19 protein-coding genes and 1 pseudogene are annotated in these 20,923 nt (G+C 63.5%); 16 read left to right on the top strand and 4 right to left on the bottom strand.

What is annotated here, in order from left to right; genetic code table 11:
• The 6 genes from IQ26_RS35770 to IQ26_RS35745 all read left to right on the top strand — a co-directional run.
• On the top strand, window positions 1-988 hold a 988-nt coding region (locus IQ26_RS35770; RefSeq protein WP_240547416.1), incomplete at its 5' end, for an ABC transporter permease.
• Window positions 989-996: 8 nt separating this feature from the next.
• Window positions 997-2,502, top strand: a complete 1,506-nt coding sequence (locus IQ26_RS35765; RefSeq protein ID WP_145723100.1) for a sugar ABC transporter ATP-binding protein — start codon at window positions 997-999, stop codon at window positions 2,500-2,502.
• Window positions 2,503-2,510: 8 nt separating this feature from the next.
• Window positions 2,511-3,452 carry an ABC transporter permease gene (locus IQ26_RS35760; RefSeq protein ID WP_145723099.1) on the top strand — a complete coding sequence of 314 codons (942 nt, stop codon included), beginning with the start codon at window positions 2,511-2,513 and terminating at the stop codon, window positions 3,450-3,452.
• A gap of 10 nt (window positions 3,453-3,462) precedes the next feature.
• Window positions 3,463-4,497 carry a zinc-dependent alcohol dehydrogenase gene (locus IQ26_RS35755; protein ID WP_162458170.1) on the top strand — a complete coding sequence of 345 codons (1,035 nt, stop codon included), beginning with the start codon at window positions 3,463-3,465 and terminating at the stop codon, window positions 4,495-4,497.
• Window positions 4,498-4,521: 24 nt separating this feature from the next.
• A complete protein-coding gene (locus IQ26_RS35750) occupies window positions 4,522-6,018 on the top strand; it encodes an aldehyde dehydrogenase family protein (protein ID WP_145723098.1) in 1,497 nt (498 codons plus the stop codon).
• The gene (locus IQ26_RS35745) at window positions 6,018-7,613 is read left to right on the top strand and encodes a GMC family oxidoreductase (RefSeq protein ID WP_145723097.1); all 1,596 of its coding nucleotides are present in this window, start codon (window positions 6,018-6,020) and stop codon (window positions 7,611-7,613) included. The genes IQ26_RS35750 and IQ26_RS35745 overlap by 1 nt, the downstream gene beginning before the upstream one ends.
• Window positions 7,614-7,670: 57 nt before the next feature.
• On the opposite strand, the gene IQ26_RS35740 is transcribed toward IQ26_RS35745, so the two are convergent.
• Entirely contained in the window at window positions 7,671-8,489 is an 819-nt protein-coding gene (locus tag IQ26_RS35740) for an aldo/keto reductase (RefSeq protein ID WP_145723096.1), read from the bottom strand.
• 138 nt (window positions 8,490-8,627) lie between these two features.
• Here IQ26_RS35740 and IQ26_RS35735 point away from each other — a divergent pair, with 138 nt between their 5' ends.
• Genes IQ26_RS35735 through IQ26_RS35725 form a run of 3 tightly spaced genes read left to right on the top strand, consistent with a single transcriptional unit; the run spans window position 8,628 to window position 12,269 of the window.
• Window positions 8,628-10,199, top strand: a complete 1,572-nt coding sequence (locus IQ26_RS35735; RefSeq protein WP_145723095.1) for an acyl CoA:acetate/3-ketoacid CoA transferase — start codon at window positions 8,628-8,630, stop codon at window positions 10,197-10,199.
• Window positions 10,196-10,969, top strand: a complete 774-nt coding sequence (locus IQ26_RS35730) for an enoyl-CoA hydratase/isomerase family protein (protein WP_145723094.1) — start codon at window positions 10,196-10,198, stop codon at window positions 10,967-10,969. The genes IQ26_RS35735 and IQ26_RS35730 overlap by 4 nt, the downstream gene beginning before the upstream one ends.
• Before the next feature lie 40 nt (window positions 10,970-11,009).
• Window positions 11,010-12,269, top strand: coding sequence for a glycerate kinase type-2 family protein (locus IQ26_RS35725; RefSeq protein WP_145723093.1), 1,260 nt, complete (start codon window positions 11,010-11,012; stop codon window positions 12,267-12,269).
• A 44-nt stretch (window positions 12,270-12,313) separates the two neighbouring features.
• Here IQ26_RS35725 and IQ26_RS35720 read toward each other — a convergent pair whose 3' ends face one another.
• A complete protein-coding gene (locus IQ26_RS35720) occupies window positions 12,314-13,330 on the bottom strand; it encodes an aldo/keto reductase (RefSeq protein WP_145723092.1) in 1,017 nt (338 codons plus the stop codon).
• Between the two features lie 155 nt (window positions 13,331-13,485).
• Between IQ26_RS35720 and IQ26_RS35715 the strand changes: the two genes are divergently transcribed.
• The 5 genes and pseudogenes from IQ26_RS35715 to IQ26_RS35695 all read left to right on the top strand — a co-directional run bounded on the left by IQ26_RS35715 (window position 13,486) and on the right by IQ26_RS35695 (window position 18,191).
• A complete protein-coding gene (locus IQ26_RS35715; protein WP_145723091.1) occupies window positions 13,486-14,628 on the top strand; it encodes an acyl-CoA dehydrogenase family protein in 1,143 nt (380 codons plus the stop codon).
• Entirely contained in the window at window positions 14,625-15,404 is a 780-nt protein-coding gene (locus IQ26_RS35710) for a 3-ketoacyl-ACP reductase (RefSeq protein ID WP_145723090.1), read from the top strand. The genes IQ26_RS35715 and IQ26_RS35710 overlap by 4 nt, the downstream gene beginning before the upstream one ends.
• A gap of 9 nt (window positions 15,405-15,413) precedes the next feature.
• Window positions 15,414-16,562, top strand: coding sequence for a dihydrodipicolinate synthase family protein (locus IQ26_RS35705; RefSeq protein ID WP_145723089.1), 1,149 nt, complete (start codon window positions 15,414-15,416; stop codon window positions 16,560-16,562).
• A 3-nt stretch (window positions 16,563-16,565) separates the two neighbouring features.
• Window positions 16,566-17,312 (top strand): annotated as a pseudogene (locus IQ26_RS35700) (sugar phosphate isomerase/epimerase family protein); the annotation flags it as partial.
• A gap of 129 nt (window positions 17,313-17,441) precedes the next feature.
• Window positions 17,442-18,191 (top strand): electron transfer flavoprotein subunit beta/FixA family protein, encoded by a 750-nt coding sequence (locus IQ26_RS35695; protein WP_145723102.1) that lies wholly within the window; start codon window positions 17,442-17,444, stop codon window positions 18,189-18,191.
• A 13-nt stretch (window positions 18,192-18,204) separates the two neighbouring features.
• Here IQ26_RS35695 and IQ26_RS35690 read toward each other — a convergent pair.
• A protein-coding gene (locus IQ26_RS35690) for an IS5 family transposase (RefSeq protein WP_145723088.1) occupies window positions 18,205-18,968 on the bottom strand; the annotation gives its coding sequence in 2 pieces (ribosomal slippage) (window positions 18,205-18,630 and window positions 18,633-18,968; 762 coding nt in all).
• A 95-nt stretch (window positions 18,969-19,063) separates the two neighbouring features.
• Here IQ26_RS35690 and IQ26_RS35685 point away from each other — a divergent pair.
• Entirely contained in the window at window positions 19,064-19,993 is a 930-nt protein-coding gene (locus IQ26_RS35685) for an electron transfer flavoprotein subunit alpha/FixB family protein (protein WP_145723087.1), read from the top strand.
• Between the two features lie 210 nt (window positions 19,994-20,203).
• Here IQ26_RS35685 and IQ26_RS35680 read toward each other — a convergent pair whose 3' ends face one another.
• Window positions 20,204-20,413, bottom strand: coding sequence for a cold-shock protein (locus tag IQ26_RS35680; protein ID WP_145723086.1), 210 nt, complete (start codon window positions 20,411-20,413; stop codon window positions 20,204-20,206).
• Window positions 20,414-20,701: 288 nt separating this feature from the next.
• Here IQ26_RS35680 and IQ26_RS35675 point away from each other — a divergent pair.
• The coding region (locus IQ26_RS35675) for a glutathione S-transferase N-terminal domain-containing protein (RefSeq protein WP_208760286.1) at window positions 20,702-20,923 on the top strand (222 nt) is incomplete at its 3' end.

Genomic DNA, 20,923 nt, shown 5'->3' with positions numbered 1-20,923 from the left:
CTCCTGCGAAAATTTCATTAGAGGGGTGTCTGACGTGACACGTCGCCTATCGCGCGAAACCTTGATCAAGTGGGCGCCAGTGCTGGTGCTGCTTGCGCTCGTGATCTTCTTCACGGCGCTCAATCCGACCTTCTTTTCGTTGCGGAATTTCGCCCGTATCGCGATTGCGGCGGCCCCGGCGCTCATGGTCGCCGTCGGCGTCACGTTCATCATCGTCATGGGATCAATCGACCTTTCCATGGAAGGAACGATCTCGCTCACCGCGGTCGCCTTCGCCTTCATCTTCGCCCAGTTTGGTGGCATGGGCTGGATCGCCATTCCGCTCGTCCTCGCGATCGGCGGCCTGATCGGGCTTCTCAACGGATTGGTACACGTCAAGCTCAGGATACCGTCCTTCATGGCGAGCCTCGCCATGGGCTTCGTCGGAACCGGCGCGGCCATCCTCCTGACCGGCGGTGATATCGTGAAGGTCAGCGATGCCACCTTCCGCGGCCTGCTCACGGTGCGCTGGCTCGGCTTCCCGCTGATGGTCTATGTCGCGGCCTTCTTCCTCTTCGTCGGCTGGTTCATCCAAACCCACACGACGCTCGGCCGCAATTTCTACGCTGTCGGCGGCGGCGAGGACCTCGCTCACGCCTCGGGCCTCAACGTCACCCGCGTCCGCGTCACCGGCTTTGCGCTCGCCGGCGTCTTCTACGCCATCGCCGCGATCCTCGTCGTCGCCCGCATCGGGCAGGCGGAATCTGTGACGGGCGCAAACTTCATGTTCGTCTCCATCACCTCTGTGGTAGTCGGCGGCGTGGCGCTCTGGGGCGGCATCGGCGGCGTGTGGAACGCGCTCGTCGGCGTGCTTATCGTCAACGTCATCGACAACGGCATGGTCGTCATCGGTCTGCCCGATTTCCTTCAGGACGGAGTGCTGGGCCTCCTCGTCATTCTTGCGGTGGTGCTTTCCACCGACCGCAAGATGGTTTCCTTCGTTAAGTGAGGAGCGCCATGTACGAGCTGAAAGCCGTCGACAAGAAATTCCCCGGCGTCCACGCGCTGAAGTCTATCAATTTCCACATCAAGCGCGGTGAGATCGTCGGTCTCGTCGGTGAGAACGGCGCCGGCAAATCCACGCTGATGAAGGTCATCTACGGCGCCTACCAGCCGGATGGCGGCCAGGTCCTCATCAACGGCGCGTCCGTCCGCTTCGCCAATCCGCGCCAGGCGATGGAAAAGGGGATCGGGATGGTGTTCCAGGAACAGTCCCTGATCCCGAACCTCTCTGTCATGGAGAACATCTTTCTCGGCTACGAGCGCCAGTTCGTCCGCTTCGGCGTGGTCGACTGGAAGGCCATGGCGAAGGCGGCGAAGGCGCAGCTCGCCAAGGTGAAGCTCGACATCGATCCGGCGACGGTGACGTCTAAACTTTCCTTCGCCCAGCGCCAGCTCGTCGAACTCGCCAAGGTGCTGACGCTGGAGGAGCGGGTTCAGGGCGATCTCGTCATCCTGCTCGACGAGCCGACCTCGGTTCTGTCGAAGGAAGAGGTGCAGCTGCTCTTCAAGCTCGTGCGCGAACTGACGACGCGGGCCTCCTTCATCTTCGTCTCGCACCGCATGGACGAGGTCATGGACCTGTCGGACCGCATCTATGTCATGAAGGACGGCGAGGTGGTCGATGTGGTCGAGCGGGGCGGTGCGACGGCGGATGCCATCCAGCACAAGATGGTCGGGCGCAACGTCGACAAGCAATATTACCGCGAGCACCTGCAGGCACCCTATGACGCCTCCAAGGTGCTTGTCGACATGGATGGCGTGGGTCTGCCCGGCCGCATCAAGGATATTTCCCTCAAGCTGCATGCCGGCGAGGTCCTGTGTCTCGTTGGAACGGAGGGCTCGGGCCGCGAGGCGATCCTCCGGACAATCTACGGCATGCTGACGCCGACAACCGGCCGCCTCAACATCAAGGGCAAGAATGCCTCTGCCTATTCGCCGCGCCGGTCGGTCGCCCATGGCGTTGGCTATGTTCCGCGCGAGCGCAAGATCGAGGGCATCGTCGCCGGCATGAATGTCTACGAGAACATGACGCTCTCGCAGATGAAGAACCATTCGAGTGGCGGGGTCCTTCGCGTGGCGGAGGAGCGGGCGCTGGCCCGCGACTGGATCAAGAAGCTCTCCATCAAGGCGCATTCCGAATTCGCCGACTGCGGAAACCTCTCCGGCGGCAACCAGCAGAAGGTCGTGCTGGCGAAATGGCGCTCCGGCGGGTCGGACATCATGCTGCTCGACCACCCGACCCGCGGCCTCGATATCGGCGCCAAGGAAGACGTCTATGACATGATCCGCGCGATGAGCGCGGCGGGCGTCGGCATCATGCTCGTTGCCGATACGCTCGAAGAGGCGATCGGCCTATCGCACACCATCATCGTGGTCAAGGACGGGCGCATCCAGAAGCAGTTTGCCTGCCAGCCGGGTGCCAAGCCCACGCCCTATGATCTGTTGCACTATATGATCTGAGGGACAAGATGGATATTCAGCGCCTCAAACCGCACCTGCCCTGGATCACGCTCGTCGTGCTGGTCGCGATCGTCGGCATCACCGACCTGGGTTTCCTGCGGCCGTCGAACCTCCTCGGCCTTGCCGGCGATATTGTACCGCTCTTCATCATGGCACTCGGCCTTACTTTCGCGATCTATATCGGCGGGATCGATCTGTCGGCCCAGTCGATAGCCAACATGGTGACGGTCATTGCCTCCGTCTATCTCGCCTCCATGGGAGCGTGGGTCGCCGTCCTTTGCGTGGTTGCGGGTTTTCTTCTCGGAACGCTGTCGGGTTACGTGACGACCAGGCTTTTCGTGCCGTCGTTCATCTCGACGCTCGCCGTCGGCGGCGTGGCTTTTTCGATCGCGCAGTGGCTTTCCGGCCAGCGTGCCCTCAACATGGATGCCGTTCAGCGCAACGAGACCTTCGGCTGGATGATCAGCCGTACCTGGGGCGTGCCGCATGAGCTGTTGATCGCTGCCGTGCTCGTCGCCCTGTGCCTCTTCATCGAGCGCCGCACGACGCTTGGCCGCGCCTTGAAGGCGGTCGGCGCCGGTGAGCTTGCGGCGGCCGCGTCGGGCCTGAACGTCGCGCGCTATAAGATCCTCGCCTTCGCGATTTCCGGTGCACTTGCTGCCATTGCCGGCCTGCTCTTTGCCGTCAAACTCTCCGGCGGCGCGCCGACGATCGCCAACGGCTTCCTCCTGCCGGCCATCGTTGCGGTGCTCGTCGGCGGCACGCCTTTGACGGGCGGCGTCGGCGGTGTTCTCAACACGGTCGTCGGCGCCCTGATCGTCGCAGTCATCCGTGCTTCGATGCTCTATCTCGAGATTGACGCGACCCGCCAGCAGATGGTGTTCGGCATCGTGCTGATCGTCGCGATCGCGCTAACGATCGACCGCGCCAAGCTGCGCACCGTGAAGTGAGGATGTGGCCATGAGCACCATGCGCGCCGCCGTCCTGACCACCCCGAAATGCTTCGATGTCCGCGAGGTCCCCTTGCCGCCGATCGGCCCCGAGGATGTTCTGGTGCGCGTACAACGCACCGGCATTTGCGGCACGGATATCCATATCTTCAACGGCCACTATGCCGTCGATCGGCTGCCGCTGATCCCTGGCCACGAATTCTGCGGCACAATCGCGGAGCGCGGAGCCAATGTGCGTCACCTCGCCGTCGGCACGCGGGTCGTCGTCGATATCAATATCGGCTGCGGCACCTGCTTCTGGTGCCGTCGCAACGAGGTTCTGAACTGCGCCGAGGTCACTCAGGTCGGCATCGGCCGGGATGGCGCCTTTGCGGACTATGTCGCGGTGCCCGCGCGACTGGCGATCCCCGTTGAGGCTGACATCGCTGACGAAGTTCTCGTCCTCACCGAGCCGGTCGCCTGTGTCGTTCGCGCGGCGCGCAAGGCGAGGGCGACCTTCGGCCAGTCGGTCTTCATCTTCGGCGCGGGGCCGATCGGCAACCTGCATGTCCAGATGATGCGGCTCGTCGGCGCGGCCCCCATCATCGTCGCCGATCTCTCCGCCGAGCGCTGCCGGATGGCTCTCGAAGCCGGGGCGGATGCGGCCGTGTCCGATCCTGCTCTTGTCAAGCAGACCGTGCTGGGGATGACCGGTGGGCGCGGCGCCGATTTGGTGATCGAAAGCGTCGGCAACCGGAAACTCTACGAGCAGGCGTTTGATCTGACACGGCGCGGCGGGCATGTCGCCTTCTTCGGCATCACGTCACCCGGCGAAACGGTGCCCATCGACATCCTTCGCACCGTTCTGGAAGAAGGCAGCCTGAAGGGGTCCGTCGCCGGCATGGGCGAGGATGTGCACGACGCGCTGACCCTGTTGTCGCACGGCCGGTTCCGCACGGACGATTTCACCAAGGCGAGCTATCCGCTGGAGCGGATCCAGGAGGCTTTCGCGACGCTGAGTGAACGGCCACAACACCTGAAGACGCAGATCGCCATCGCGACGTAAAAAAATATCAAAGCGGAGCATCAAATGGACCAGAAAAACCCTTTCCTTTCTGCCCCGGCCGCAGCGCGCACCTTCGGCTTTTTCGTCGACGGGCAGTGGAAAGACGGCGCGCAATACTTCGAACGCACGTCGCCCGGCCACGGCACGCCTGTCACGCGCACGGTTCGTTGCACGGTCGATGATCTGAACGCCGCCGTCGCCGCGGCACGCCGCGCCTTCGAAAATCGCCGCTGGGCTGGCCTTTCGGGTGCGGCGCGCGGAAGCGTCCTGTTGCGCGTTGCTGAAATCTTGCGCCGCCGTCGCGACGAAATCGCCTATTGGGAGGCGCTGGAAAACGGCAAGCCGATCTCCCAAGCGCGAGGTGAAATCGATCACTGCATCGCCTGCTTCCAAACGGGCGCCGGTGCGGCGCGCATGCTGCATGGCGATAGCTTCAATTCGCTCGGCGACGATCTCTTCGGCATGGTGCTGCGCGAGCCGATCGGCGTCGTCGGCCTCATCACGCCCTGGAATTTCCCGTTCCTGATCCTGTGCGAGCGCGTGCCCTTCATCCTCGCCTCTGGCTGCACGATGGTGGTGAAACCCTCGGAAGTCACCGCCGCAACGACGCTGCTGCTCGCCGAAGTGCTGGCGGAAGCCGGCCTGCCGGCCGGCGTCTACAACGTCATCACCGGTTCCGGCCGCACGATTGGCCAGGCACTGTCCGAGCATCCTGACGTCGACATGCTGTCCTTCACCGGCTCGACGGCCGTCGGCCGCTCCTGCGTGCGCGCCGCAGCCGACAGCAACTTCAAAAAGCTCGGCTTGGAACTTGGCGGCAAGAATCCGATCATTGTCTTCGCCGATTCCGATCTCGAAGACGCCGCCGATGGTGCGGCCTTCGGCATCAGCTTCAACACCGGGCAGTGCTGCGTCTCGTCCTCGCGCCTGATCGTCGAGCGCTCCGTTGCGGCGGACTTCGAAAAGCTTCTCGTCGATAAGATGAAGAAGATCCGCGTCGGCGATCCGCTGGATGAACGCACGCAGGTCGGCGCCATCACCACCGAAGCGCAGAACGCGACGATCCTCGACTACATCGCCAAGGGCAAGGCGGCAGGCGCTAAGCTACTGACGGGTGGCGAGGCGATCGATCTTGGTCGCGGGCAGTACATCGCGCCGACGCTGTTCTCCGGGGTTTCCCGGGACATGGCGATTGCCCGCGACGAGATTTTCGGCCCCGTTCTGTGCTCCATGCATTTCGATACGGTGGAAGAAGCCATCCAGCTGGCGAATGACACCGTCTATGGACTTGCGGCGAGCGTCTGGACGAAGAATATCGACAAGGCGCTGACCGTGAGCCGCCGGGTTCGCGCCGGGCGCTTCTGGGTCAACACGATCATGGCCGGCGGTCCCGAAATGCCGCTCGGCGGCTTCAAGCAGTCCGGCTGGGGCCGCGAGGCCGGGATGTATGGGGTGGAGGAATATACGCAGGTGAAGTCCGTTCATGTCGAGATCGGCAAGCGCACGCATTGGATCGCATGATGTCCGCTGGCTATGACTATGTGATCGTCGGCGGCGGCACCTCCGGGTGCGTGCTGGCGGCGCGGCTTTCGGAAAACCCGTCCGCGCGAGTGTGCCTCATCGAGGCGGGCGGCCGCGATACCAATCCGCTCATCCACGTGCCCGTCGGCTTCGCCAAGATGACGACGGGGCCGCTCACCTGGGGCCTGAAGACCGCGCCCCAGAAGCACGCCAATAACCGTGAGATCCTTTACGCGCAGGCCAAGGTGCTCGGGGGCGGGTCGTCGATCAATGCCGAGGTTTTCACCCGCGGTGTGCCCGGCGATTATGACCGCTGGGTCGAGGAAGGCGCGGAAGGGTGGGGCTTCAAGGATATCCAGAAGTATTTCCTGCGATCGGAGGGCAATTCGATCCTCTCCGGTGCCTGGCATGGAACGGATGGCCCGCTCGGCGTCTCCAACATCCCCGGGCCGCAACGCATGACGCGGGCCTTCGTGCAAAGCTGCCAGGAGTTCGGCATTCCCTACAATCCGGATTTCAATGGCCCGGTGCAGGAGGGGGCGGGCGTCTACCAGACGACGACGCGCGACAGCCGGCGCTGCTCGGCGGCCGTCGGCTATCTGCGACCGGCCCTGAAGCGCAAGAACCTCTCCGTCATCACCGGCGCCCTTGTGCTGCGCATCGTCTTCGAAGGCCGCCGCGCCGTCGGTGTCGACTACGTGGTCGATGGTAAGCGTACCACCGCGCGGACGGACAGCGAGGTTCTCGTTGTTTCCGGCGCTATCGGGACGCCGAAACTGATGATGCTGTCGGGCGTCGGGCCAGCCGATGCGCTGAAACGCCATGGCATCGATGTCGTCCAGGATCTCGCCGGTGTCGGGCAGAACCTGCAGGACCATTTCGGCGTTGATATCATCGCCGAACTGAAGAACCACGACAGCCTGGACAAGTACAACAAGCTGCACTGGATGCTCTGGGCAGGTTTTCAATACATGCTGTTCAAGTCCGGCCCCATCACCTCCAACGTGGTGGAGGGCGGCGCCTTCTGGTATGGCGATAAATCCAACCCCAGTCCCGACCTCCAGTTCCATTTCCTCGCCGGTGCGGGTGCGGAAGCCGGCGTCCCCGGCGTGCCGCAAGGATCGTCCGGTATCACGCTCAACTCCTACACACTCAGGCCGAAATCGCGCGGCTCCGTGACCTTGCGGTCGTCCGATCCCCGTGCTCTGCCTATCGTCGACCCGAATTTCCTCGCCGATCCCGACGATGTGAAAATCTCCGTTGAAGGGGTGAAGATCAGCCAGGAAATCTTCGCGCAGCACTCTCTTCAGAAATACATCAAGACGGTGCACTTCCCCGATGGCAACGTTCGGACGGAAGCGGACTACGTTGCCTATACGCGCCAGTACGGCCGGACCTCCTATCATCCGACCTGCACCTGCAAGATGGGTCGGGACGAGATGTCCGTGGTCGACCCGCAATTGCGTGTCCATGGCCTCGACGGTATCCGCATCTGCGACAGTTCGGCGATGCCAAGCCTCGTCGGGTCCAACACCAACGCGGCGACGATCATGATCGGGGAGAAGGCGGCGGATATGATCCGTGGCAATGCATGATCGAGCGTTGAACGTGCCAGCAACAAGAAAGGGCGGCCGCGAGGCCGCCCTTTCTCGTCAGTCCCATTCGGGCACCCAGGGGAGCATCCCCGTCTTGATGATGCGGTGGCCGGTCGCGGTCAGGGCGTCGATCCGGTCCATGTCCACGAACGACAGCGTGAAGTCCATGATCTCGAAATTCGACCTGATGTTCGCGGCCTTCGTCGACATCGTGTTGAGCGGCACACCCTTTTGCAGAATCCAGCGCAGCACGATCTGCGCAGCGGACTTGCCGTAGGCTTCGCCGATCTCGGCGAAGAGGCCGTGCTTGAAGACCTCACCGCGCGCCACCGATGCGTAGGATGACAGAGGAATTCCCGTTTCCGAAGCGGCGGCGAGGAGCTTGCTCTGGTCGAGAAGCGGATGGAATTCCACCTGGTTGGTCACGAGCGGCACATCGACGATCGTCCGCGCCTCCCGCATCATGCCGGCGGTATAGTTCGACACGCCGATCGCTCCCGCCAGGCCCTTGTCATGGGCGGTTTGCATCAGACGAAGCGCCGGCGCGATGTCGCCATCCGCGGGCGGCCAGTGAAGCAGGAGCACATCGACACGGTCGACCTTGATCGCCCTCAGGCTAGCCTCGACCGACGGAAGAAATTTCTCCGCCGTGTAGTTGTCCGGATCGATCTTTGTCGTGATGCAGAGATCGTCGCGCGCGACGCCGCTTGAGGCCAGCGCCTCACCGGTCTCGGCTTCATTGCCATACATCTGCGCCGTATCGAACGCCCGGTAGCCGACGGCAATAGCGGTGTGAACTGCATCCTGCAACTCGCTTCCTTTCAGCGGATAGGTGCCGAATCCGCGTTGAAAGCTCTTCTGAAAGTAAATGTTCATGCCTCCTCCTTGGCTGTCTGGGAGCATCGATGGCGCCATGCGCGTCGACGCGAAAATCCTGCTTGCCTGATTGCACGCGCTGTGTTTAATCGATAACTAGTTAGTTACTTAATGCAATGCGGAACGGAGGTGAAGTCGATGAAGAAAGTGAAGACCGCGGAGGAAGCGGCCCAACTCGTCAGGGATGGTGCGGTCGTTGCAGTCAACTCTTCGTCGGGCCTGTGTTGCCCCGATGCCGTTCTCAAGGCGCTGGGCGAACGCTTTGATCGCGAAGGCCATCCGCGCGGCCTCACCTCCATTCACCCGATCGCGGCCGGCGATTTCTTTGGCACCCGCGGCGTCGACCACATCGCCAAGCCGGGCATGCTGGTGAAGATCATCGGCGGCTCCTATCCCTCGGGGCCAAGCAATGCCGAGCCGCCGCTGGTCTGGCAGATGATCCTGAATGAGGAGCTCGCCGCCTGGAACGTGCCCTCCGGCATCGTCTTCGACATGCTCCGGGAGGGCGCCGCCAAGCGTCCGGGCGTGCTCACCAAGGTCGGCATGGAGACCTTCGTCGATCCCGATCAGGAAGGCTGCGCGATGAATGCGAGTGCGCGCGCCGAGCCGATCGTTCAGCGGGTTTCGTTCGCGGGAGAGGACTGGCTGCATTTCCCGGCGCTTCGCCCCGATGTTGCGATCATCCGCGCGACGACCTCCGACGAGAAGGGCAACCTGACCTTCGAACAGGAGGGCGCGACGCTAGGCGCTATGGAAATGGCGCTGGCCGCCCGCAATTCCGGCGGTCTGGTCATAGCGCAGGTCAAGCGGGTGGCGGCCGGCGGCACCCTGCGGCCACATGACGTGCGCGTCCCCGGCATCCTCGTCGACGTCATCGTCGAGGCGCCCGATCAGTTGCAGACGACGGCAACGCCCTATGACCCGGCGATTTCCGGCGAGCTCTTCCGGCCTCTCGAAACCTTCCGCCTGCCGGCCCTCGATGTTGGCAAGGTCATCGCCCGCCGCGTGGCGCGGGAACTGCAGGATGGCTGGGCCGTCAATATCGGCTTCGGCATTTCGGCCAACGTGCCGCGCATCCTCATCGAGGAAGGGCATCACGGCAAAATTACATGGGTGATCGAGCAGGGTGCCGTCGGCGGCATACCGCTTCTCGATTTCAAATTCGGCTGCGCTTCCAATGCCGAGGCCTTCGTCGCATCGCCGCACCAGTTCTGTTATTTCCAGGCTGGCGGCTTCGACTGCTCGCTCCTGTCCTTCCTGGAAATCGACGCCGAGGGCTCGGTCAATGTCAGCCGCCTGGCGGCAACGCCACACCGCACCGCTGGCGCCGGCGGTTTTGTCGACATCACGTCGCGTGCGAAAAAGATCGTCTTCTCCGGCAATTTCAATGCAGGCGCCAAAATGCACATCGAGGACGGCCGGTTGGTGATCGACAAGGAGGGCCGCATCGCCAAGTTCGTGCCGAAGGTCGATCAGGTCAGTTTTTCTGGCAAGCGCGCCCGCGCGCAGGGGCAGGACATCACCTATGTCACGGAGCGCTGCGTAATAGAGCTTGATACGGACGGACTTGTCATAACCGAGATCGCCCCCGGCCTCGACCTCCAGCGCGATGTCCTCGACCAGGCGGCGACGCCGTTGCGCGTCTCGCAGACGCTCAAGGTGATGGACGATGCGCTATTCCGCGCCGGCACCATGGGGCTTGCGCTGTGAGCGATCCGCGCATCGAACTCCGCATCGAGGGCCACGTTGCGCGGCTCACCCTGCGCCGCCCGGAAAAGCTGAACGCGGTCGACGAGGACATGGTCGATGCGCTGTTGCGGGCCTGCCGTACCATCGAGCGCTCGGATGCTCGGGTTGCGATCCTGTCGGGAGAGGGCGGCAGGTCCTTTTGCGCGGGGGGCGATATCGAGGCGTGGAGCAGCCTCGACGCCGACACGTTCTCGCGCCGCTGGCTGCGCGACGGACACGGCGCCTTCGATGCGCTGGCCCGCCTCACGGTTCCACTGATCGCGGTGCTGAACGGCCACGCGCTCGGCGGCGGGCTGGAGCTTGCTGCCTGCGCGGACCTGCGCATCGCCGAAGCGCATGTGAAGATCGGCCAGCCGGAGGCCGGCCTCGGCATCATTCCCGGCTGGTCCGGCACGCAGCGGGCCTCGCGCCGCTTCGGCACGCAGCTTGTCCGCCGCATGGCGCTTTTTGGCGAAGTCTACTCTGCTAAGCAGGCTTTCGCGCTCGGGCTCGTCGATCAGGTCGTGGCGACGGGCGAGGGTGGCGCCGCCGCAGAGGCCGCCGCAGCACGCGTGCTGAAGCGGTCTCCGAGGGCGACAGAATTGACGAAGATGCTGATCAATGCCGCCGAGCACGAGGAAAGCGAGCGGGTCGTGGAGGCCTTGGCCGGCGCGGTGGCGGCGGCATCCGAAGATCTCACGGAAGGGCTGGCGGCCTACAGGCAGAAGCGGCCGGCGCGTTTCGACAGATAGCTTTCGGTCATCCCATACTCCTGATCCGTTTGGCGGTCTCATGAAGCCTGAAGACAAAGACTTTCTCGCAGAACTCTTTCGCGCAGCGATCGAAGCCGCGGACCCCGAAAAGGCCTTGCGCACGCACCTGCCGGCCCGGCCCAAGGGGCGGACCATCATTATCGGCGCGGGCAAGGGTGCCGCGCAGCTCGCCGCGGCTTTCGAAAGACTGTGGGATGCCCCGCTCGAAGGTGTCGTGGTGACGCGCTACGGCTATGCCGTGCCCTGTAAGCACGTTCGCGTGCTCGAGGCGGCACATCCCGTACCGGATGCCGCCGGGCTCGAGGCCTCGCGAGCGCTTTTTGACGCGGTGAAGGGATTGGCCGGGGACGATCTCGTCATCGCGCTCGTCTGCGGCGGCGGTTCCGCCCTGCTTCCCGCTCCGCCTGGCGATCTCACGCTGGAGGATGAGGCCGCTCTGAACAGCGCGCTACTGGCAAGCGGGGCGCCGATTTCGGTCATGAACGCCATCCGCAAGCAGGTTTCCGGCATCAAGGGCGGACGGCTCGCTGCTGCCTGTCATCCGGCCAGGGTCGTGACGCTCGTCATCTCCGATGTGCCGGGTGACGACCCGGCGCAAGTCGCCAGCGGACCGACCGTGCCGGATGCGGCCGACCGGGCGCAGGCGCGCGCACTGGTCAAAACATGGGGAATCAAGCTGCCGGAACGGATCGAGGCTTGGCTCACCGGAGATGAGGAGCAGCCGCCATCGCCCAATGCCCCGGTTTTCAACCGCAACGACGTTCGTGTCATCGCGTCTGCGCGCCTCTCCCTGGAAGCTGCCGCCGAGCGGGCGCAGGCTCTCGGTATTCCCGCCGTCATCCTGTCGGACAGCATCGAGGGCGAGGCGGTCGATGTCGCACGGGTTCACGCTGCCCTCGCTCGCGAGGTCGCCAGTCGTGGCCGGCCATTCTCGCGACCGGTCGTCATCCTCTCGGGCGGTGAAACGACGGTCACGATCCGGGGCTGTGGCAAGGGTGGGCGCAACACGGAGTTCCTGCTGTCGCTCGCGCTCGCTGGCGAAGGGGTTCCCTTCGCGGCACTTGCTGCCGATACGGATGGCATCGATGGCTCGGAGGACAATGCGGGTGCCTTTGCCGATGGCGCAAGCATGCAGCGCTTGCGGGAGCAAGGGGCCGATCCGGCCGTCTTGCTTGCCGGCAACGATGCCTGGAGCGCGTTCCACCATCTCGGCGACCTGTTCGTTCCAGGTCCGACGGGAACTAACGTCAACGATTTTCGCGCAATCCTCATCCGGTAAGCGGGGCACCCGCGCTGCCGATGGCAACGCGGGTGCGAGATGAACTATTCCGGTACGGGCGCGTCTTCTCGCAGCAATCCCTTGCGCTTGAGATCCGCCCAGAAGTCGGCCGGGATCGGATGGGAGAACCACGCGAGATTCTGCTCCAGCTGCTCGACGGTACGCGTGCCGGCCATGAAGGACGGGACGGCGGGATGCGCGACGACGAACTGCAAGGCAGCCGCAGCTAGCGGCACGGCATGCTCCGCGCAGACAACCTCGATCTTCGCGACCTTTTCCAGGATTTCGCGCGGCGCCGGCGCGTAGTTGTACTTGGCCCCTTGCTTCGCACCGGTGGCAAGGATTCCCGAATTGAAGCCGCCGCCTACCACGACGGCGGCCCCACGCTCCTCGCAAAGCGGAAGGAACGCGTCGAGCGCCTCCTGTTCCAGCAGCGTGTAGCGGCCGGCCAGCAGGAAGCAGTCGAAATCGTGACGGCGGAGGGCCTCATGGCAGACCTGCCATTCGTTGACGCCGACGCCGATCGCCTTCACGACCTTTTCCGAGCGCAGCCGCTCCAGCGCGCGCCAGGCGCCGTCCATCGCCTGCTCGAACACTTCCGGCTGCTCGCTGCCGCGCGTGAAGACGTCGGTGTCGTGGATGAAGCACATGTCCATCCGCTCCAGGCCCAGCCGCTGCAGGCTGTCCTCGAAGGCGCGCATCGTGCCATCGTAGCTGTAGTCGAAATGCATGGTGAAGGGCGCAGCATTCGTCCAGGGCGCGAAGTCGATGGTGTCGCGCCGCGCCGGGCGCAGCAGGCGTCCAACCTTGGAGGCGAGGACGAAATCGTCGCGGTTTTTCCAGCGCAGGGCATGGCCGGTGCGCAGTTCGGCAAGGCCGTGGCCATACATCGGCGCGGTGTCGAAGAAGCGCACACCCGCCTCCCAGGCGTGCGCGAACATTTCTTCCGAAGTCCCATCGTCGATCTCGCGGAAAATGTTTCCTAGCGGCGCGGTGCCGAAGCCGAAGGCGGTCACATCGAGGTCGGTTCTCCCGAACTTCCGCTTTTCTCCTGGGTGCATGCTCTCCTCCATAAGTAACCAGATGGTGAATAAATAAGCACGGACCAAACGACTGTGCAAGCAGCTTCCTTCTCGGTCACAGATTTTTCCGCCTTGACGTCTTGCGACTGGGGCATGTATATAACCAGATAGTTACTAGACGAGAGGCGAGGGCCATGTATCTCACTGAAACGCAGGAGCAGGTGCGAGAGATGGCGCGCGCCTTTGCCGACGAAATGATCCGGCCCGTGGCCGAGGAACTGGACCGCGAGGAGCGCTTCCCGGCGGCTCTTTACGACGAAATGGCAAAGCTCGGCCTCTTCGGCATAAGCGTGCCGGAAGCCCTCGGCGGGCCGGGCTTCGATACGCTCACCTACGCAGTGGTGATGGAGGAGTTGAGCCGCGGCTATGCTTCCGTCGCCGATCAGTGCGGGCTGGTCGAACTCATATCGACCCTGCTGGTCCGCCACGGAACGGAACGCCAGCAGACGATGCTGCCGGATATTCTCGGCATGCGCGCGAAGGTCGCCTATTGCATCACGGAGCCGGAAGCCGGCACCGACGTTTCGGGCATCCGCACAACGGCCGAGAGCGACGGAAACGGCTGGCGGCTCAACGGCGGCAAGATCTGGATCCACAATGCGCCGGTGGCCGATTACGGCTTCGTGCTCGCAAGGACCGACAAGGAAGCCGGCAATCGCGGCATGTCCATCTTCGTCGTCGACCTTCATTCGGCTGGCGTCGAGAGGGGCCCCAAGGAACATAAGATGGGTCAGCGCGCCAGCCAGGTCGGTGCACTGAACTTCACCGATGTGCGCCTTCGGGCAGATGCCCTGCTCGGCACGGAGGGGCGCGGCTTCCACATGATGATGTCCGTGCTCGACAAGGGCCGCGTCGGAATCGCCTCGCTCGCCGTTGGCATCGCCCAGGCCGGCCTCGAAGCGGCGCTCGACTATGCCGGAACACGCAAGCAATTCGGCAAGGCGATCGCCGATTTCCAGGGGGTGCAATGGCTGCTCGCCGACATGGCGAAGGACATTGAAGCTGCACGCCTGCTCGTCCACTCCGCCGCCTCGAAGATCGATGCCGGGGCCGACGCGACAAAGGCCTGTTCCATCGCCAAGTGTTTTGCCGGTGACATGGCCGTGCAGCGCACGGCCGATGCCGTGCAGGTTTTTGGTGGATCGGGTTACATCCGTGGCTTCGAGGTGGAGCGTCTCTACCGCGACGCAAAGATCACGCAGATCTACGAGGGCACCAACCAGATCCAGCGCATGATCATTGCGCGCGAACTCCTCAAGAAGGGAGCGCGGGCATGAGCTCCCCGGCTGCCCGGCCGGTCGCACTCGTCACCGGCTCTTCGCGCGGCATCGGGCTTGCGGTTGCGGCAGCCCTCGCCAAAGAGGGCTTTGCGGTTGCCCTAAACGGACCGGCAGACGATGCGGAACTGTCGGCGGCGGTTGCGCGTATCACATACCTTGGCGGAGCAGCCGCGGCGGCGCCCTTCGATGTCACCGACATTGGCGGCCACGAGGCCGTGCTCGACGCCATCGAGGCGAAACTCGGCCCCCTCACCACGCTCGTCAACAATGCCGGCGTCGGCGTCCTCCAGCGCGGCGATATGATGGATGTGTCGGAGGAGAGCTGGGACCGCTGCTTTGCCGTGAATGCCAAGGCCATGTTCTTCCTGAGCCAGGCGTTTGCCCGGCGTCTGCTCGCGCGCAGCCGGCCGCAGCTCTTTCATTCGATTGTCAACGTGACCTCGTCGAATGCCGTCGCGGTGGCGGAGCAGCGGTCGGAATACTGCGCCTCGAAAGCGGCCGCCGCCATGGTCTCGAAGGCACTCGCCGTCCGGCTCGGACGGGAAGAGATCGCCGTCTATGACGTCCAGCCAGGCTTGATCGCGACGGAGATGACCGCGCCGGTCATCGACGCCTATCGTGAGCGCGCCGAGCAGGGCCTCACGCTGTTTCCTCGCGTCGGGCAGCCCGATGATATCGGCACGCTGGTCGCTTCCCTCGTCTCGGGCCGGCTTCCCTACACCACCGGTCTCGCGATTCCGGCGGATGCCGGCATGCTCGTCCCGCGCTTCTGAGGTTTTCCCATGCACATTGCGCTTCCCGACACCAATGGCCGCCTCGTCGACTATTCCCTGACAGGAACCCCGATTGCGGCGGCAACGCTTGGCCGGAACCCGGCCCGTGTGGTCTACTCCGCCGCTCACGTCGTCGCCGACCCGTTCACCGCCAACGATCCGTCGGGCCGCGCCACGGTCGATTGGGCGAAGACGATGGAGTTCCGCCGCTATCTGGCCGGCCTCGGCCTCGGCATCGCGGAGGCGATGGACACGGCACAGCGTGGCATGGGCCTCGATTGGCCGGGAGCACTGGAACTGATCCGTCGCACGCGGGAAGAGTTGCCCGATGCGCTGGTCGCCAACGGCTGCGGCACGGACCATCTCGATCCCGCAACCGTGACCAGCATGGACGATGTGCGCAGGGCTTATCTGGAACAGGCCGATGCCATCCAGAAGCTCGGCGGGCGGATCATCCTCATGGCATCCCGTGCATTGGTGCGTGTCGCCAAGGGGCCGGAAGATTATGTCAAAATCTATTCGGACGTGCTGGCCGCCTGCGACGAACCCGTGATCTTGCATTGGCTGGGCGACATGTTCGACCCGCAACTCGCCGGCTACTGGGGCAGCACCGACTTCAACCCGGCGATGCAGACGGCACTTGCCGTCATTCAAGAGAATGTCGCCAAGGTGGATGGCATCAAGATTTCCCTGCTCGACAAGGAGAAGGAAATCCTGATGCGCCGCCGCCTGCCCGCCGGCGTAAAAATGTATACGGGTGACGACTTCAATTACCCCGAATTGATCGAGGGGGACAGCGACGGGTTTTCGCACGCTCTGCTCGGCATCTTCGATCCGCTGGCACCCGCCGCGGCCTATGCGGTGGAGCAGCTGGGCGAGGGCGACACGGCAGCCTTCCGCGCAACGCTTGATCCGACCGTGTCGCTGGCCCGTCTGATCTTCCGTGCTCCCACACAATACTACAAGACCGGCGTCGTCTTCCTCGCCTGGTTGAACGGTTTCCAGGATCATTTCGTGATGCTGAACGGCGGGCAGGCCATGCGGCCGCTGCCCTACTTCGTCGAGGTCTTCCGCCTCGCCGATCAATGCGGCCTGCTCCGCGATCCGGAACGCGCCATCGTGCGCATGAAGAAGCTGCTCGCTCTCTACGGGGTATAGGCGATGCGTGATTTCTCAAGGGACCATTCGTCGCTCGCGCTCAACACCGCCAGCCTTGGGCATAACCTGGAGGGGCAGGGGGCAGGGTGGTCGCCGGAGCGGATCATCGATGCCTGCGCCGAGCGCGGCTTCGGCTCCATCGTCTTCTGGCGCCGGGAAATCGGTTCACGGGCGATTGAGATCGGCGAACGGGCGCGGGCGGCCGGATTGTCCGTTGCGGGGCTGTGCCGGACGCCGTTTGTCGTCGGAACCGAGGCGGTGGACCGGGAGGCGGTCATCGATGGCGCAAAGGCCTCTATCGATATGGCTGCCGGCCTGGGCGCCACTGTGCTGACGATCGTGGTCGGCGGCGTGCATCCCGGCACGAAGGGTGTTTCCGAAAGCCTGAAGATCGTCGCCGATCGCGTCTGGGAAATCGCCCCCTATGCGGCCGCGCGCAATGTCAAGCTGGCGCTCGAGCCGCTAAATCCAGTCTATGCGGGAAACCGCTCATGCCTGACGACATTGCGCGATGCCGTCGATCTTTGCGATGCGGTGGCGGCGCCCAATCTCGGCATCGCCGTCGACGTCTATCACGTCTGGTGGGACAGCGAGATCGAGACCCAGTTGCAACGCGCGGGGCCTGACCGGCTCTTCGGTTACCACCTCTGCGACTGGCTCGCCGATACGCGCGACGTGCTGCTCGACCGCGGCATGATGGGAGATGGCGTTGCCGATCTCAAGGCAATCCGAGATAGCGTCGAGGGTGCGGGCTATGCCGGGCCCTGCGAGGTCGAGATTTTTTCGGCGAACAATTGGTGGAAGCGGGACCCCGGTGAGGTCCTTGACGTGATGTCGAGCGGTTTCGCGCGCTTTGCTGATGATTTCAGGGAGAATTCGATGAAGATCTTGGTCCCCGTCAAGCGGGTCGTCGACTACAACGTCAAGGTCCGCGTGAAGTCAGACGGCTCTGGAGTGGAGCTTGCGAATGTGAAGATGTCGATGAACCCGTTCGACGAGATTTCGGTCGAGGAGGCTTTGCGGCTGAAGGAAGCCGGCAAGGCTGAGGAAGTGGTGGTGGTTTCGATCGGTCCTGCCAAGGCCGAAGAGACGCTGCGCACCGCACTCGCCATGGGCGCCGACCGGGCGATCCTGGTGGAGACGGATGACCAGGTCGAGCCGCTCGCCGTTGCGAAGATCCTCAAGGGTGTGGCGGAAGCCGAACAGCCCGGCCTCGTCATCGTCGGCAAGCAGGCGATCGATGATGATTGCAACCAGACCGGCCAGATGCTCTCGGCGCTGCTCGGCTGGGCGCAGGCGACGTTCGCCTCGAAGATCGAGATCGGCGGCGATAAGGCTCAGGTGACGCGCGAAGTCGACGGTGGTCTCCAGACGATCGACGTCAAGCTTCCGGCAGTCGTCACGACGGATCTCCGCCTCAACGAGCCGCGCTATGCGTCGCTGCCGAACATCATGAAGGCGAAGAAGAAGCCGCTCGACAAGAAGAGCCCGGCCGACTTCGGCGTCGACACGAGCCCGCGGCTGAAGGTGCTGAAGACCGAGGAGCCGGCCGGCCGCAACGCGGGCGTCAAGGTGAAGAGCGTCGCCGAACTGGTCGACAAGCTGAAAAACGAAGCCGGCGTGCTCTAGGTCGTGTGGACACTTATCTGATCCAGAGGACGGTTGCGGCGATGGTGACGATGGCAAGGTAGTTTCGGGCTGTCTTCTCGAATCGTGTTGCGACGCGTCGGAACTGCTTGAGCCTGGAGAAGCAACATTCGATCAAGTGACGCTGGGCATAGAGGTGCTTGTCGATCGGGTATTTGCGCGCCCGAGACGGGTTATTGGGAATGACGGCGATGGCGCCCTTGTCTGCGATTTCCCGGCGCAATGGATCGGCATCGTAGGCGGCGTCGGCCATGACGACCTTTGCGGGCAATCCCTCGATCAAAGTGTAGGCTTGCGGGCAGTCGCCGCGTTGGCCAGCCGTCAGAATGAAGCGCACCGGGCACCCAAGGCCTCGGACGGCCATGTGGATCTTGGTGCTCAGGCCACCGCGCGAACGACCAAGGGCCTGATCTTCAGACCCCCCTTTTTGGCCCCCGAAGCGTGCTGGTGGGCGCGGATGATAGTGGAATCGACGATCAGATACTCAAAGTCGGGATCATCCGACATCGCCGCGAAGATGCGCCACCAGACACCCTTGTGGCTCCACCGGCTGAAACGGCGGAAGACGCTGTTCCAGTCGCCAAACGCATCGGGCAGATCACGCCAGGGTGACCCCGTGCGCACGATCCAAAGCACCGCTTCCACGAACATCCGGTTGTCGCGGCCCGACGAACCCCGCGTCCGCTGGTCGCCGATGATGTGCGCCGACATCCGCTCCCACTGATCGTCACGAAGAATCAGACGGTCGAGAACACCCATGGCTGTCTCCAAAAGACAGCCTTGAATCTGATTTGCTCAGCCTTGGGAATCCCAAGAGTCCACACGACCTAAGGCAGGTAAGGGAGAACAGAACCATGGCCATTCTTCTTTTGGCAGATCACGACAACGCAACCCTTTCCGACCAGACGGCCAAGGCGCTGACGGCCGCAAAGCAGATCGGTTCGGACGTGCATGTGCTCGTCGCGGGCTCCGGCGCCAAGGCTGCGGCCGATGCCGCCGCAAAACTCTCGGGAGTTTCGAGGGTGCTTCTCGCCGACGACGCCAACCTTGCCAACAACTTGGCAGAACCGCTGGCAGCGCTCATCGTCTCGCTCGCCAGCAGCTACGATGCGATCGTCTCGCCCGCGACTTCGGTCGGCAAGAACGTGCTGCCGCGCATTGCAGCCCTTCTCGACGTCGCACAGGTCTCGGAAATCATCGAGGTCGTCAGCCCTGACACATTCAAGCGTCCGATCTATGCGGGCAATGCCATCCAGACGGTTCAGTCGACGGACGCCAAGAAGGTGATCACCGTTCGCACGGTGTCCTTTGCCGCGGCCGGTGACGATGGCAACGCCTCGGTCGAGACCGTCTCGGCCGCTGCGAACCCGGGTCTTTCCACCCACGTCAAGGACGTGCTCTTGTCCTCTGACCGTCCGGAACTGACCTCTGCAAAAATCATCATCTCGGGCGGCCGTGCGCTCGGCTCGTCGGAGAAGTTCGAGGAAATGATACTTCCGGTTGCCGACAAGCTCGGTGCCGCCGTTGGCGCATCGCGCGCAGCCGTCGACGCCGGCTATGCGCCGAACGACTGGCAGGTCGGGCAGACGGGCAAGGTGGTTGCGCCGCAGCTCTACATCGCCTGCGGCATCTCAGGCGCCATCCAGCATCTTGCCGGCATGAAGGACTCGAAGGTCATCGTCGCGATCAACAAGGATGAGGAAGCCCCGATCTTCGAGGTGGCAGACTACGGCCTCGTTGCTGACCTGTTCGAAGCTCTGCCGGAGCTCGAAAAGGCGATTTGACGAGCATGGCATCGACGGCGATGGAACTCCCCGAGCGCGAAAGCATGGAATTGGACGTTGTGATCGTGACGCGGGACCTGCCGGCCGTGGCCAAGCTGCGAGAACGGGATCGCAGCTTGGGTTTGGCGCCGGCCTGGATATTCAGCCACCTACCTACGCGGAGAGTGATTTTCCAAAGGCCGGCTCAAAAATGTGCGGCCTTTGAGCGACTTAGATCGCCTGGAGATTGCCAGCAGACGATTTTCCAGTGCGCCGGTCCTGCTCGACCTCATAGCTGACCTTTTGGCCATCGGCGAGGGCCCTCAACCCGGCACGTTCAACGGCAGATATATGAACGAAAACGTCCGCACCGCCGGAGTCGGGTTGGATGAACCCAAAGCCTTTTGTCGCATTAAACCACTTCACCGTACCTGTAGCCACGCGCCTATTCCTTATGTTGGCAAGACGGGCAATCTTCACCCGCGGGAAGGCAATCTAGCCATCGCCCTGAGCACGTCAATGACGGTTGTCTTCCCCAACCTCTTGCCTCTGTCTTCCAAAACTCGGCCGTAAGCTGCGCGGCTTGTCGCCCGCCTCACGCCAAGGATTTAGATCGCAGCTCGCTGGACTGTTGAAAAAACACCTGTGGCGGCCGCCGCTCGCTTGAGTAGAAGCGGCGCTTCCGGTTCAAGATCGTCGCCGGCCTTGCACTGGCTGGCGGAGGATTTGATGTACAAGCTTTATACGCGCCCGAACACCGGCGGCTTTGTCGTCGAGGCGGCGCTCGCTTTGGCGGGCGTGGCTTTCGACCAGATCGATGTTCCAAAGTCGGACCCGCCCGACCAGGCCTTTCTCCACATCAGCCCGTTGAACCAGGTCCCGGTCCTGATCTTGCCGGACGGAAGCTCGATGACCGAGTCGGCGGCGATCTGCATCCTGCTCGCCGAGCGC

Source organism: Mesorhizobium tianshanense (assembly GCF_007830515.1).
GTDB lineage: Bacteria > Pseudomonadota > Alphaproteobacteria > Rhizobiales > Rhizobiaceae > Mesorhizobium > Mesorhizobium tianshanense.
Note: the sequence above shows the minus strand (reverse complement) of the source record. Positions and strands in the feature narration are given on the sequence as shown.

What these genes read in the sequence shown, in the direction of transcription:
- IQ26_RS35735 (WP_145723095.1), top strand. Translation starts at nt 8,628, where the DNA reads ATGAAGAAAGTGAAGACCGCGGAGGAAGCGGCCCAACTCGTCAGGGAT.
- IQ26_RS35725 (WP_145723093.1), top strand. Translation starts at nt 11,010, where the DNA reads ATGAAGCCTGAAGACAAAGACTTTCTCGCAGAACTCTTTCGCGCAGCG.
- IQ26_RS35760 (WP_145723099.1), top strand. Translation starts at nt 2,511, where the DNA reads ATGGATATTCAGCGCCTCAAACCGCACCTGCCCTGGATCACGCTCGTC.
- IQ26_RS35745 (WP_145723097.1), top strand. Translation starts at nt 6,018, where the DNA reads ATGTCCGCTGGCTATGACTATGTGATCGTCGGCGGCGGCACCTCCGGG.
- IQ26_RS35695 (WP_145723102.1), top strand. Translation starts at nt 17,442, where the DNA reads ATGAAGATCTTGGTCCCCGTCAAGCGGGTCGTCGACTACAACGTCAAG.
- IQ26_RS35685 (WP_145723087.1), top strand. Translation starts at nt 19,064, where the DNA reads ATGGCCATTCTTCTTTTGGCAGATCACGACAACGCAACCCTTTCCGAC.
- IQ26_RS35720 (WP_145723092.1), bottom strand. Translation starts at nt 13,330, where the DNA reads ATGCACCCAGGAGAAAAGCGGAAGTTCGGGAGAACCGACCTCGATGTG.
- IQ26_RS35740 (WP_145723096.1), bottom strand. Translation starts at nt 8,489, where the DNA reads ATGAACATTTACTTTCAGAAGAGCTTTCAACGCGGATTCGGCACCTAT.
- IQ26_RS35750 (WP_145723098.1), top strand. Translation starts at nt 4,522, where the DNA reads ATGGACCAGAAAAACCCTTTCCTTTCTGCCCCGGCCGCAGCGCGCACC.
- IQ26_RS35765 (WP_145723100.1), top strand. Translation starts at nt 997, where the DNA reads ATGTACGAGCTGAAAGCCGTCGACAAGAAATTCCCCGGCGTCCACGCG.
- IQ26_RS35710 (WP_145723090.1), top strand. Translation starts at nt 14,625, where the DNA reads ATGAGCTCCCCGGCTGCCCGGCCGGTCGCACTCGTCACCGGCTCTTCG.
- IQ26_RS35715 (WP_145723091.1), top strand. Translation starts at nt 13,486, where the DNA reads ATGTATCTCACTGAAACGCAGGAGCAGGTGCGAGAGATGGCGCGCGCC.
- IQ26_RS35705 (WP_145723089.1), top strand. Translation starts at nt 15,414, where the DNA reads ATGCACATTGCGCTTCCCGACACCAATGGCCGCCTCGTCGACTATTCC.
- IQ26_RS35755 (WP_162458170.1), top strand. Translation starts at nt 3,463, where the DNA reads ATGAGCACCATGCGCGCCGCCGTCCTGACCACCCCGAAATGCTTCGAT.